We start from the raw sequence: 12877 nt of genomic DNA, 5'->3' as shown, positions 1-12877 counted from the left end.
CATTCCCGTCAGTCCCAGTGGCGGACGTCGACGCGTGCGGAGACGGCGGCGGCGACCTCGTCGTGCTCGGCCAGGCTCATGGCGGGGAAGCGGTCGTGGTGCCACTCGACGTACAGGACGGAGACGAGGTCGATCGTCCCGTCGGCGAGCAGCTTCCTGAGCACGGGGTACTCGGCGCCCTCGATATCCATCTTCACGACGACGTGGTCCTCCGGCGTGACCTTCCGAAAGAGCCAGGCGCTGAAGTCCACTGCCGGCACGGCGACGGGCGAGCTGTAGTCGATCTGCTGGTCGTACATGGGCGGGACCCGCTTGCCGGGCAACACGGTGGAGCTCTCGTGGTGGCCGAGGAAGAGGTCGATCGTCCCGTCCTCGGTCCACACCGCGCTGGGGGAGATCTCGACCAGACCGGCGTGGCGGGCCTGCTGGACGTTCGCGCGGATGGAGGGAAGCAGGCTCGCATTGGGCTCGAAGGCGTAGAAGTCGTGATCCGGGAGCTCGTGCATGAAGCGCTTCAGCACGATTCCGAGGTTGGTGCCGCAGTCGACGAAGATCTTGCGCATGAGGTGTTCTCCTGGTCAGTCAATGGAACGCCGAGGTCGATCTCCCGTACGACGTGATCGGCGAGCAGCATGAAGTCGCCGGTCTCGGGGAGGTAGCAGCGCTCCTCGTAGCGGATGGTGATGCGGCGGACGGGCTCCTCGCCGCGATAGGCGGGCAGATCGCCCCACCGGTAGAGCTGGCCCCCGGGAGCCTTGATGCGGCGTAACCACCGGGGCAGGGGGCTCTTCCGGGTACCGGCGTTGAGCCGGGTGAACATGGCGGTCAGGAAGGCGACGTGCTCGGCCGACCGTTCCTCGTCCTTGTGCGTTCGGCCGTAGGACTGCTTGAGCGCGTGCAGCCGATCCGGGTCCCCGCCGGCCTGGACGAGGAGATCCCGAAGCCGCCGGTCCCAGACAATTCCGAGGTGGCCGTGGAGGACGGGTTCGTCCGTCAGGAAGTAGCCCTCGACGCGGCCGAACTCGCGCTCGTACGGGCACATGTAGTCGTTGTAGAGACCCAGCGTCGCGCCGGAGACGGTCTCCACCTGCCAGTGGACCCGGGCGGTGAAGGGGGAGTCCCACCACCCCAGATGCCAGGGCTGCCACAGCAGGTCGGCAGAGCTGAGCAGGATCACGGTGAGCGCGACCAGCGCGGCGGGCCACCCGAAGGCCGTTTCGTACCCCGTGCAGGGAAGCAGCCCGAAGGCTGTCGCGAGGCCGATGCTGGCGGTGATGTTCTCCCAGAAGAGGATGCCGGAGGCGAGGGCGACGGCGAGGTTGAAGAGTGCGGTCGCCACCAGGATCGCGATCAGCAGCCGGCGGTCGAGGAACGCGACCAGCGCGGCGGCCTCCACGACCATCGCGAGGATGTTGACGGGGCGGTCGATGACGCCCGCCCGGCGCAGGAGCCTGGACACCTTCTGCGAGGGGAGAAAGCGCGCCCAGCCCCAGGAGTACGCCGAGGCCATGAGGTAGTGAGTGCGGTTGTGCCAAGCCCAGGACCAGGGGCGCGGCCCCAGGCGCGCCTTGCTCCAGGCCGGCTTGACGTAGTGGGACAACGAGACACAGCCGAGCACCAGCACCAGACCCGCCGTGGAGTCGGACGGGGGCGGGGCGAGGACCGCGGTCACGAGGAACCAGGCGAGGTACCCCTTCAGCAGGCGCAGCGGCATCATCGCGTGGTGCTGCCAGCCACGCAGCCTGCCGCAGTACACGGCGATCCACGCCATCAGGGCGGGAGCCCAGAGGCAGGACGCGACGGCGAGGAACAGGAGGAGCAGCTTGTCCCGACGCTGGGGACCGATGGGCAGCGTGACGTCGTAGTCGCTGGTGGCGCCGCGCCAGGTAAGGAGGGCGATCACGGAGACGACGAACCAGCGCAGTTGTTCGGGCAAGGGCGACGGACGGAGGGCCAGTGGGGCGATGACCGCGACGGCCGCACTCATGGCCAGCGGGGTGGGGTGACGGGCGAGAGCCCGTACCGCCGGGGAGACACCGAAGCGGTAGCAGGCCACCACGGCGGCTACGATCGCCGCGGTTGCCACGTACGAGGGAATCGGGGGAGTCGGCATGCCCGGCTACCGCGCGATCGGCATGGGCATCGGCCGGCCGACCGTCGGCAGGCTCTCCAGGTACGAGGCGATCCGTTCCCGGGGATCGGCCGAGAGGTGCAGGTCCCGGTGGCGTACGACGTTGTCGTGGAGCGTCTGACCCCGCGAGAGGAAGTCGAGGACGGCTCCCCGCTCGACGCGCGGGGCCGCAGTGCCCAGTCCGGCCTCGTCGACGACCTTGGCGCACCAGTGCTGGTCGTAGGTGGGCAACGGGATGAGGTGGACCGGTTTGCCGAGGACGAGAGCCTCGCTGATCAGGTTGAAGCCGGCGTTGGAGAACACGGCCTCGGAGCGGGCCATGTCCGCGATGAACGCTTCGCGGTCGAAGGCGCGGATCTCGATTCGGGCTTCGGCGAACCCGCGCAGCGACCTCAACTCCGTCGGCTGCGTGTAGATCCGCAGCTTCCGGTCCGGTACGGACTGGCGGAAGATCGAGGCCAGTTCGCGGACGGACTCCTCCGGGCCGTGGTCGAAGTAGCGGGAGAAATAGGCCGTGGCGAGGCGCTCGGTGGTGACCGGTGCCGACCTGACGAGGTCGGGAACGACCGGGGAGATGAACTCCACCCTCTGGTCGTCGGCGGCGAGCGGGACGTAGGAACAGATGAAGGACCGGTCCACACGGGGCGCGAAGTACCGCAGTCGCTGCTCGTCGGCCGTACGGGCGTACCTGCCGACGGCGGGAAGGTCCAGGTGCCGGTACTTGCTCTGCTGGTCGATGGAGACGAGCGGCCGACCGAAGTGGTAGGCGAGACGTGGGATGTTGGGCTCGTAGTCGGTGACGAACACGTCCGGGACGCCACTGCTCCTGACGGCCCGGCGCAGCCAGAGGTAGCGGAGGAGACCTCCGGGCGCCTGCCGGATGTTCGCGCGTATGGCGTCGCGAGCATGGATCCGGTCGTCGCGCGCGAGCAGCGTCGGCATCCAGGCGTCCCAGGCGGGGAAGCCGAGGTCCTGGAAGTACTCGACCCTGCCCTGGCCGTTGGTGACGATCCGGACCCGATGCCCGCGGTCGCGGAGGTACTGGGCGATCACGCTCTGCCGGACGGTGTGTCCCATGCCGATGCCGTTGACACCGATGATCACATTGAGCGGCCGTACGTTGCCGTTGCCGGACACGACGATCCCTTCCCTTCGATCAGGCGAGCCGGGTGATGACGTTGCGGGTGATCGCGGCGACCTGGGGGTCAGTGGCCAGGAGGCGGGCCCAGTCGGTGGTAGCGGCGGAGAAGACCGTGCCGCCGGCGGTGAAGACGCCGAGGGTGGCGGCCCGGGGGCTGGGCATCGGCTCCCGGGCGGCGAAGTTCCAGTCCGGGGGGAGTTCGGCGATGCCGAGGATCTCGAAGTCCTTCGGGGTTCCGTCCTGGCCGGTGGGGCGCGGGCGGCCGGCGGCGTCGTACTCGTAGGCCGCGCCGTCGCACTCGTAGCCGATCAGCGCCCCGCCGTGTCCTAGGCTGTCGCCGGTCCTGAGCTCTGTGCCGGAGAACGCCCAGTGGCCGGCGTCGGTGACGATGAAGCCCTGGGAAGCGCGGGTGCCGTCCCAGTGGCCACCGCCGTTGCGGTAGCTCACGCCCAGAAGGGTGTTCTCCGGCTCCGACTCCCACCAGTGGTCCGGGCACCCGTACGAGCTGTCCGGGTCGGTGCCGGCGGGGGCTCCGGACGGGAACTTGTCGCAGGACAGTCCCGTCCCGTCCGCGGCGACGTCGACGCGCCACCAGCAGGTGTTGGCCCCGAAGTTGGCGATGTGGCCGCCGGAGTCGCGGAAGGCGGTCACGCGGCGCCGGAGGTCGGCGCTCCAGTACTCGTCGTGACCGGCAGTGACCAGGAGGCGATATCCGTCGCGCAGGAACAGCCCCTCGTGGAGGTCCAGATCAGTGCAGTAATCGGCCTCGATCCGGTTCCGTTCCATCCAGGCGATGAAGGGGGCGTCCCAGTGGGCGAACGTCTGCCGGGGCGATGACGGGTCGTACGCGTCCGGCAGGCCCTTCACGGGCCCGCCGACACCACCCCCGGGACGGCGCGTCGTGACCTGGGCGGCGCTGTAGAGGCTCCCGCCGCCCGCCATGTTGTACGCCTGGTAGGTGAAGGTCGGGATCTTGTACAGGATCCTGCGACCGGAGGGCGCGGAGGGGGTGACGACCAGGAGGATGCGTGCCTCCCGGGCATCCAGCGGCGGTATGCCGGAGGCGCGCTGCGTGCTCAGCACCGCGATGTAGACACCGGACCGCCACTCCGGGGGGACGAGGAACTCGTACGCGGGCCACTGCCAGTCCGCGTCGAAGCGTCCGGCGGAGGCGGTCCGGCCAGGCCACTCGACGTGTCCCGCGTGCTGCGGCTCCGCTCCCCAGCGGTAGAAGTCGACGTGGAAGCGGGGGACGGTGGTGGCGATGTGCAGGCGGGCGACCTCGCCGGCTCGCACGCTCGGCCGGGCCGTGTAGCCGTTGATGGTGGTCACGCCCCCTCCTTGGGACGGGCCACGCCGCCGAGGTGGAAGGGGTCGATCGCCTCGACGCGGACGTCCCAACCCAGACCGCTCAGCTGGGAGGTGAGCTCGGTGGGGTCTCGGAGCACCTTCACAGCCATGTGGCGGGAACCGTCGGAGAGGGTGCGATGGACGGTCGGCATGGGCGCCGCTTCCACCCGGTCCTCGATCTCCGCCTTCGCCGACGAGTCGTCGAGGAACACCACGCGACCGCCGGGCACCAAGGCCCACCTGATCAGGTCCCAGAACGGTTCCATCTCCACGGGCGGCACGTGGCTGAGCCAGAACGCGAAGAACACCGTGTCGTACTGGCGGTCCGGCTCCCAGTCGAAGACGTCCGCCTCGATGAAGCGCGTCTCGGTGCCTCGCATGCGGTCGCGGGCCCGGCGGAGCATCTCCGGCGCCGCGTCCAGCGCGGTCAGGCTGCGGGCCCGGCGGGACAGCAGCCGCGTCCACTGGCCCGTGCCGCAGGCGATCTCCAGGACGTCACCGCCGACCGGCAGCGAGTCGAGTGCTTTCGCGAGTCGCGGCATGTCCATGCGGGTGCTGTACGTGGCGTCGTACTCGTCGGCTCGCGCCTGGTAGTAGGCGATCTGGCTTCCGGACCAGTCGCCCGGACCGCCCTGTCGCTTCTTCGTTCCGGTCACGCTGTGACCACCCCTCTCGACTGCGTACGGAGCGGTGGTGCTCCGTGCCGAGAAGACTGCCGAGCGGCGCTGGACAGCGGGCTGCCGTGGTGTCGCACTCGCGGTGCAGCACCGCCGCTGTCCAGGGCGACGAGCGCGCCTCGCTCAGACTTGGCCGGAATGGCCCGGGTGCTGAACTCGTGCTGAACTCCCGTCGCAGCGAAGGCCCTACGCCGCTGGTCAGACCGCCCTACCCTGTTACCGTCGTCGGTGTCGGTCGAAGGAGCTCAGGTGGCCACAGTGCAGCGCTGGACCGGACGGGAGGCGCGTGCTCTGCGGCTCGCGACGCGTCGGAGCGTGCGTGGCTTCGCGTCCTACCTCGGCGTCAGCGACCGGACGGTGTCCAACTGGGAGGCCCGGGGCGAGGAGATCGTCGTCGCACCGGACTCCCAGGCGTTACTCGACACGGCGTTGGAACGGAGCGACGCGGAGGTGCGGCAGCGCTTCTGGGACTCCCTCGGTGTTCCGACGCCCGAGGCCGCGCCGACACCGGACGACTACCTCCCGATACCCGTTCCGGAGCCCGGCTTGGTGCACAGGTCCGAAGATCTCGAAGGGCTCGTCTCCGTACTCCGGGAGGCGACTCAGGACGACACCGTCGCCACGGTCGCCCTGTGCGGCCCCGGCGGGTTCGGGAAGACGACGCTGGCCACGCAGGTGTGCCACGACCTCCGCGTACGGGACTCCTTCTCGGAGATCCTCTGGGTGGAGACCGGCGAGGGATGCACGGCCGCCAGGGTCGTCGAGCTGATCTCCGACCTGTGCGTCCACCTCGACGGCAACCGACCGTCCCTCACGGACCCGGAGCAGGCAGGCTTCCACCTCGCTCGTCTGCTCCAGGGACGACGCGCGCTCCTCGTCGTCGACAATGTCTGGTCCGCCACCGACCTCGGTCCCTTCCTGCTCGGCGGCGAGGACTGCGTACGGCTCGTGACCACGAGGAACGTGCGCGTGTGCCCCAGCTCCGCCCGAGTCGTGCGCCTGGGGCCCATGGCCCCGAGAGAGATCCGCGAACTGCTCGTACGCAACGTCGGAGCCCTGGACGACGCCGAGGCCGCACGCCTCGCAGGCGTGTGCGGGGGCTGGCCGCTGCTCGCGTCGATCATCGGCGCGAACGTCTCGCAGGAGGTCGGTTTCGGCGCCCCGGCCGACCGCGCCGTCGCGGAGACGAACGCGGCGATCCGCGCGTACGGCCCTCAGGCATTCGACGTCTGGGACTCCGACCAGCGCAAGAACGCCATCGGACAGGCGCTTGAATCCAGCCTCCACAGCCTCGCTGAGAGCGTCTCGATCGCCGGCCGCACGGACCTGCGAGACCGGTACCTGTCCCTGGCGGTCTTCCCTCCGTCGGTGCCGATCCCCATGTCGGTCCTCACCCACTGGTGGGGCACCGCGAACGGATGGGCCCCTCACGTGGTGCGCCAGTTCTGCCGTGTACTGTCCGACCGTTCCTTGATCGGCGCTTACCTCGCCGACCGGAACGCCATCGTGCTGCACGACGTGTTCCGGTCCTACCTGCGCCATCTGGTCGGCGACCGGTGGGCGACCCTTCACCGGTCCCTGATCGAGGCGTACCGGCAGAGCACGGACGGTGCCTGGGAGACCCTCGCCGAGGGCGAGGGATACCTGTGGCGTCACCTCCCCTACCACCTGCGTGAGGCGGGCCTCGACGCCGAGCTCGTCAGCCTGCTGGCCTCGCCGACGTACGTCATGCGCAAGGTCGCACTCGTCGGGCACCAGTCGCTGACCGCGGACGCCGCCGTGCTCGACGCCCTGCCCGGGCGCCACGATGCCGGCCACCCGCAGCACCAGGTGTGGGCCACCGCCCGGGCCCTGACCGGTGCCGGGTATCTGCTGAACGGGCTGGAGAACCCGGCCGACATCGCCTCGACCCTCTCGATCGTGCTGCGGCGTGCATCCACCCCCGAGGCCACCCGAACCCTGGAAGGCGCAGCGGGGGAGGGGACAGTGCTCGCCCCGAGGTGGCTGTTGCCGCCCCCTAAGGTGAGCTCCGAGGCGGTGACGGAGCGCGGTCACATCGGTGCAGTCGTCAGCGTTTCCGCCGTCCGCGACCTCGTGGCATCAGGTGGCGAGGACGGAGTGGTCAGGCTGTGGAACCTGAACACGGGCAAGCTCCTCCGAGCCCACGAAGCCCATACCGGATGGGTGTTCGCCACCGCGCTCTCCGCGGACGGGATGGTCCTCGCCTCAGCGGGGGACGACGGAGCGATCCGGCTGTGGCGCACGGACACCGGCGAACCTGTCGGGGTGCTGCCCGGGCACACCCGCCGTGTTCGCAGCCTCGCCTTCTCCTCAGCCGACTCCGTCCTGGTCTCCGGTGCCGAGGACGGAGCCGTATGCGCGTGGGACCTGGAGCGGCTCGTGCTCCTGCGCACGATGCGGGCGGCAGGTACCCCCGTCTGGTCCGTGGCCATCGGCGGGGACTCTGACTCGCTCGTAGCCGCAGCCGGCGAGGACGAGTTCGTCCGACTCTTTGACTTGCGCACCGGCCGCCTCCTCGACGAACGCGCGGAACACCGGGACTGGGTCCGCTCCGTTGCCTTCGCCCCCGGCTCCACTCTCTTGGCCTCGGGGTCTGGTGACCGTTCCGCAGCCTTGTGGGACGCGGCCGACGGGAAACTCGCGCTCGTCCGCCGGATAGCCGACCTCAAGGCGCGCGTGCGCGCCGTCGCTCTGTCCCCGCATGACGACGTCCTCGTCGCCGCCACCGAGGAGCCGAGGATCCAGGCGTTCTCAGCGGAGACGCCCGTAGGTGAGACGCAGCTCCCGCGGGGCGTGGACTGGGTGCGCTCACTCGCCAGAACGGGCGACGGCACCGTGGTCGCCGGGTGCGAGGATGGCGCTGTCCGCGTCTGGACCATGGGGAAGAGCAGGCTCAGGACCCTGGCCGGCGGCTCGAACACCGTGTGGTCCACGCAGTTCGCGGCCGGCGGACGTACCGCCGTGGTCGGCGACGGGGCCGGAGGCGTCGACGTCGTCGACACCGCGACGGCGGCAGTCGGCCGGAGGCTGCCCGCCGCCCATGGACGCGTCTGGTCCCTGGCCTGCGGCGAGGAGCACGTCGCCGCGGCCTGCGGCGACGGGACGGTCAGGGTCTGGTCGCTGCCCGACCGGGCCTGGTCGCTCACCCTGAACCAGGACACCCCGCGAACGTGGGCTGTGGCGGTGGCCCGTTCGACGCCTCGTATCGCTGCGAGCACGGGCGCCGGACACATCCGGTGCTGGGATCTCCCCACCGGGACGCTGATGTGGACTCAGGACGTGCACGCCGGTCGGCTGCGGTCGCTCTCGTTCGACGACAGTGGAGACGTCCTGGCCGCCTGCGGTGGAGACGGCTCGGTGCGCGTGTGGCACGCCCCCACAGGGGATTTCAGGAGCCGATTCAGCAGCCCCAGCGGGTGGGCTCGCGCCGTCGCCGTGGACGGTCCGGGCAACCGCGTGGCGGTCGGTGCGGGAACCGGCGACATCGCGGTACGTCACCTGGGGACGGACCGGTTCACCTCCCACCTCTCCGGCCACACGGGCCGCATCCTCATGCTGGGCTTCATGAGCGACGAGGACCGCCTCGTGTCGGCTGCGGCGGACGGGACGGTGCGCGTGTGGGCGCTCGGCGAACAGCGGCAGATCGCCGAGGTCCGGGTGGACGCCTCACTGCACTGCGCGGCCTTCGAGCCGGCGACGGGTGAGGTGCTGGTGGGGAGTGCGGCCGGCGTCGTGGCCCTGGGGATCATGGACACGTGAGCGAAATGCGAAGGGCTTGGACACCATGACAGAGAAGACCTCCCTGACGTTGGGTGATGTGACTGACGCGCCGGTCATCCTGAGCAACGAGCCCGGCTCGTTCGCCTGGGGTGTGCTGGCCAAGCGCCACCCTGCCCTCATCCAGCAGGTACGAGATGCCTTCCCGTACGGCCGCTGGCAGCACGAGGCCCTCGACGCGCTGCTGGACGAGATCACCAACGGCGTCGTCGAACCGCTCGCCCTCGCGGAACACGACCGTGAGCGCTGGGGGGACTCGGGGCACGAGTACTTCGGGCGCTCGTGGTACGACGCCCCGTTCCTGTGGGCGGAAAGCTACTTCTACCGCAGGCTCCTCGGCGCGGTCGGGTACTTCGGCAGTGGGCCATGGCAGGGAGTCGATCCGTTCGCGCCGTTCAAGCAGGCCGAACTACAAGGCGACGCTGTGAAGGAGGAGTTGCGGGCCCTGGACGCGCTCGCGAGCGCACCGGCGGACGAGCGGGCCACGGCCCTGCTCCATGCCTCGCTCTGGGGCAACCGCGCGGACCTCGGCTTCCGCGTCTCGGCGGGGGAGCCAGCGGCCGGTGACGCTGCTGCCTCCGCGCTGGTGGCCGACGACAGCGCCTTGTTGTGGCAGATGCTGCCCGTCGGGGGCTCCTCGACCGTCGCCGTGGTGGCGGACAATGCGGGACGCGAGCTGATCCCGGACCTGATCCTCATCGACCACCTCCTCGAACAGCGGCATGCCGAACAGGTCGTGCTTCACCTCAAGCCGTACCCCTACTACGTCTCCGACGCGATGACGGCCGACGTTGTCGACTGCCTCCGTCGCCTCACCGAGGCACCCGGCGAAGCCAGTGCGATCGGAGGCCGACTGTGGAAGGCCATGGCGGCAGGAAGCCTGGAGGTCCGCACCCACCCGTTCTTCTGCGCTCCGCTGCCGTACGAGGAGATGCCCGAGGACCTCCGCGGCGAGTTCGAGAGCGCCACGCTCACCATCCTGAAGGGTGACCTCAACTACCGGCGCCTGGTGGGCGACCGGCTGTGGGACGCCAAGGCGCCCTTCGCCGATCTCACCGCGCACTTCCCTGGGGCCGTCGCGGCGCTCCGGACCCTGAAGTCCGACGTCATCGTCGGCTTGGAGCAGGAAGCACTGGACGCGCTCGAACGGTCCGGGACTGCTTGGCGTACGAGTGGAACTCACGCGCTGATTCAGGTGCGACGGTAGAGGCTCTTCGTGACGATCGAGGCACAGAGAGCAGTTGCCGCTGCCGTCGTCGTTCAGGGCGAACGAGTCCTGCTCGTGCGGCGACGAGTCGCGGAAGGCGCACTCTCGTGGCAGTTCCCGGCCGGGAAGATCGAACCCGAGGAGACTCCCGAGGAAGCCGCAGCGCGTGAGACCGAGGAAGAGAGCGGGCTCCTGGTGGTCGCGCAGAGTGTGCTGGGACAAACGGGTTCACCCCATGACGGGCCGGAAGATCCACTACATCGCATGTCGTTCCGTCGGCGGCCAGGCGGTCGTAGCGAGTGCTGATGAGGTGGCCGGGCTGACCTGGGCCGCGCACGGCGAGATCCCGCACTACGTGCCGTACGGGCTGTTCGAGCCGGTGCAGGACTACCTTGATGTGGCTCTGCTCCCGTGAGCTCCTTCGGGGCGACGCCCTTGAGGCTCGAGGCGCGCGTTGTCGTTGCCGGGGCTGGGGTGGCAGGACTTACCACCGCTGTCGTTCTGGCCGAGGCTGGAGCCTCGGTGCACGTGATCGCCGAGCACGTAGCGGGCACCACGTCGTTGGCGGCCGGGGCGATGTGGGGACCGTCCTGGTCGAACCGAAAGACAAGGTGGACCTGTGGGGGCAGCAGTCCCTAACGGCCTTCCGCGAGTTGGCCGAGGACCCGTCGACAGGCGTCCGGCTCACCAGTGGCATTGAGGCGTCCCGTACGGCCGAGGGCCGGCCCGGCTGGGCAACCACCCTGCCCGGCTTCAGGCCGTGCGAGCCGACTGAACTGCCGGCCGGGTTTACCGCCGGCTACCGGTTCACGGTGCCACTGATCGACATGCCCACCTACCTCGACTACCTCCTGGGTCGGCTCGATGCCGCCGAGGGAACGGTCGAGCGGCGACGCCTGGCCTCGCTCGCGGACGCCGGTCCTGCCCCTGTGATCGTCAACTGCACGGGTCTCGGTGCCCAGGAACTGGTCCCGGACCATGACCTTCGCCCCATCCGCGGCCAGCACGTCGTCGTCACCAACCCGGGGCTGACCGAGTTCTTCTCCGAGGACACCGGCCTCTCACCGGACCTGCTGTGTTTCTACCCCCACGGCGACACCCTCGTCCTGGGCGGCACCGCCATCGACGGCGAAGGCAACCTCGCCCCCGACGAGAAGGCGGCAGCCGGAATCCTCGCTCGCTGTGCAGAGGTCGAACCCCGTCTTGCTGAGGCTCGCGTCCTGGAGCACCGGGTCGGCGCCCGGCCGACCCGTGCCACGGTCCGCGTGGAGGCGGAACGGCAGGAGGACGGCAACCTGATCGTGCACAACTACGGGCACGGAGGTGCTGGCGTCACGCTGTCCTGGGGATGCGCCGAAGAAGCCGCCGGCATCCTGGCCGCCGACGAGGGAGACAGACGATGAACGACCAGACGAAGAAGCCCTTCCTGTACGTCGTCGTCTGCGCCGCCGGCATCGCGGGCGACGCCCACAAGCTGATCACCACCGCGCAGGACCGGGGTTGGGGCGTGGGCGTCATCGCCACACCCCAGGGTCTCGGCTTCCTCGACGTCGAGGCGACCGAGGCCCAGACCGGCTACCCGATCCGCTCGGCTTGGCGCCGCCCCAGTGACCCGCGCCCGCTCCCGCCGGCTGACGCCATTGCCGTCGCGCCGGCCACGTTCAACTCGATCAACAAGTGGGCCGCTGGGATCGCCGACACTCTCGCGCTGGGCATCCTGTGCGAGGCGTACGGGATGGGCATTCCGACGGTCGCCCTGCCGTACGTGAACGCGGCCATGGCTGCCCACCCGGCGTACGGCCGGAGCCTGGACCAGCTGCGGGAGATGGGCGTGATGGTCGGGTCGTACGAGCCGCACCGTCCGAAGGCTGGCGGGGGAGCGGGCTTCTTCCGGTGGGAGGAGGCGCTGGAGTTGCTTGACGCCAAGATCGGCTGAACGCGATCCGGCCTGCCCTCGTACCGTCGGGGTTTGCGTGTTCCGTTTCGGAACAGGTTCGCTGTTCCGAAACGGAACAGTGCGGATGTTCCGAAACGGAACAGTGCGGGTGTTCCGAAACGGAACGCGTCCGCCGTTCCTCCAGGGAACACGGTGGCCGTTCCTTCGGGGAACGCGGTCGTCGTTCCCCGAAGGAACAGCCGATTCCCGTACGACTCGACGCCGCCCTCCTGTACCTCTCCCCCCTCAGCATCCCTTCGCCTGCTTACGCCGAGTCCTGATGACGTTCCTCGACCACCCCGAGGCCGGTGTCCGAACTGACCACCCGCACCCAGGCGCTTTCGGCTGCCAGCCACATGCTCGTTCTGGGAAGTGCTCGTTCCACCTGCGCGGCCAGTACCTCGGAGAGCGTGCTGCGGAACGAGCAGCCCCCTTGTTCAGTGGCTGAACAGCGATCCGCCGGCGCTCTGAGCCGGAGCAGCGGGTGTGTTCCGCGCTGGAACGGATCGCTGTTCCGAGGCGGAGCGGCTCCTCGGGCGGAGGCCACTCACGGTGTTCACTCAGTGAACGTATGGGTGTTCATTCGGTGAATGCCCTGGCTGTTCACTGAATGAACGTGAGGGTATGTCGCTCGGGT

The 12877-nt window shown here is 69.6% G+C and carries 8 protein-coding genes and 2 pseudogenes; 5 read left to right on the top strand and 5 right to left on the bottom strand.

Annotated elements, in window-relative coordinates:
• Window positions 1-8 precede the first annotated feature (8 nt).
• From ACFWWU_RS17030 to ACFWWU_RS17010, 5 genes are read right to left on the bottom strand one after another with little or no spacing between them, the layout of a single operon-like run.
• Window positions 9-563, bottom strand: a complete 555-nt coding sequence (locus tag ACFWWU_RS17030; RefSeq protein ID WP_384145464.1) for an FkbM family methyltransferase — start codon at window positions 561-563, stop codon at window positions 9-11.
• Complete coding sequence (locus tag ACFWWU_RS17025) at window positions 515-2113, bottom strand: hypothetical protein (RefSeq protein ID WP_384145461.1); 1599 nt, start codon at window positions 2111-2113, stop codon at window positions 515-517. The genes ACFWWU_RS17030 and ACFWWU_RS17025 overlap by 49 nt, the downstream gene beginning before the upstream one ends.
• Before the next feature lie 6 nt (window positions 2114-2119).
• Window positions 2120-3268, bottom strand: coding sequence for a glycosyltransferase family protein (locus ACFWWU_RS17020; protein WP_384145458.1), 1149 nt, complete (start codon window positions 3266-3268; stop codon window positions 2120-2122).
• Window positions 3269-3287: 19 nt separating this feature from the next.
• Window positions 3288-4604: a N,N-dimethylformamidase beta subunit family domain-containing protein gene (locus tag ACFWWU_RS17015; RefSeq protein ID WP_384145455.1), complete on the bottom strand. Its 1317-nt coding sequence runs from the start codon at window positions 4602-4604 to the stop codon at window positions 3288-3290.
• Window positions 4601-5278: a class I SAM-dependent methyltransferase gene (locus tag ACFWWU_RS17010; protein WP_384145452.1), complete on the bottom strand. Its 678-nt coding sequence runs from the start codon at window positions 5276-5278 to the stop codon at window positions 4601-4603. Before ACFWWU_RS17010 ends, ACFWWU_RS17015 begins: the two co-directional genes overlap by 4 nt.
• Window positions 5279-5548: 270 nt before the next feature.
• Here ACFWWU_RS17010 and ACFWWU_RS17005 point away from each other — a divergent pair, with 270 nt between their 5' ends.
• The 5 genes and pseudogenes from ACFWWU_RS17005 (at window position 5549) to ACFWWU_RS16985 (ending at window position 12240) form a co-directional block, all read left to right on the top strand.
• Window positions 5549-9079 carry an NB-ARC domain-containing protein gene (locus ACFWWU_RS17005; RefSeq protein ID WP_384145449.1) on the top strand — a complete coding sequence of 1177 codons (3531 nt, stop codon included), beginning with the start codon at window positions 5549-5551 and terminating at the stop codon, window positions 9077-9079.
• 25 nt (window positions 9080-9104) lie between these two features.
• Complete coding sequence (locus ACFWWU_RS17000; RefSeq protein ID WP_384145446.1) at window positions 9105-10304, top strand: damage-control phosphatase ARMT1 family protein; 1200 nt, start codon at window positions 9105-9107, stop codon at window positions 10302-10304.
• 15 nt (window positions 10305-10319) lie between these two features.
• A pseudogene (locus ACFWWU_RS16995) lies at window positions 10320-10719 on the top strand (NUDIX domain-containing protein).
• 20 nt (window positions 10720-10739) lie between these two features.
• Window positions 10740-11707 (top strand): annotated as a pseudogene (locus tag ACFWWU_RS16990) (FAD-dependent oxidoreductase).
• Entirely contained in the window at window positions 11704-12240 is a 537-nt protein-coding gene (locus tag ACFWWU_RS16985; protein ID WP_384145443.1) for a flavoprotein, read from the top strand. Before ACFWWU_RS16990 ends, ACFWWU_RS16985 begins: the two are co-directional and overlap by 4 nt.
• The last annotated feature ends 637 nt before the right edge of the window (window positions 12241-12877 follow it).

Source organism: Streptomyces sp. NPDC058650 (assembly GCF_042717315.1).
Classification (GTDB): domain Bacteria; phylum Actinomycetota; class Actinomycetes; order Streptomycetales; family Streptomycetaceae; genus Streptomyces.
This window is presented reverse-complemented; position numbering and strand designations above follow the sequence as displayed.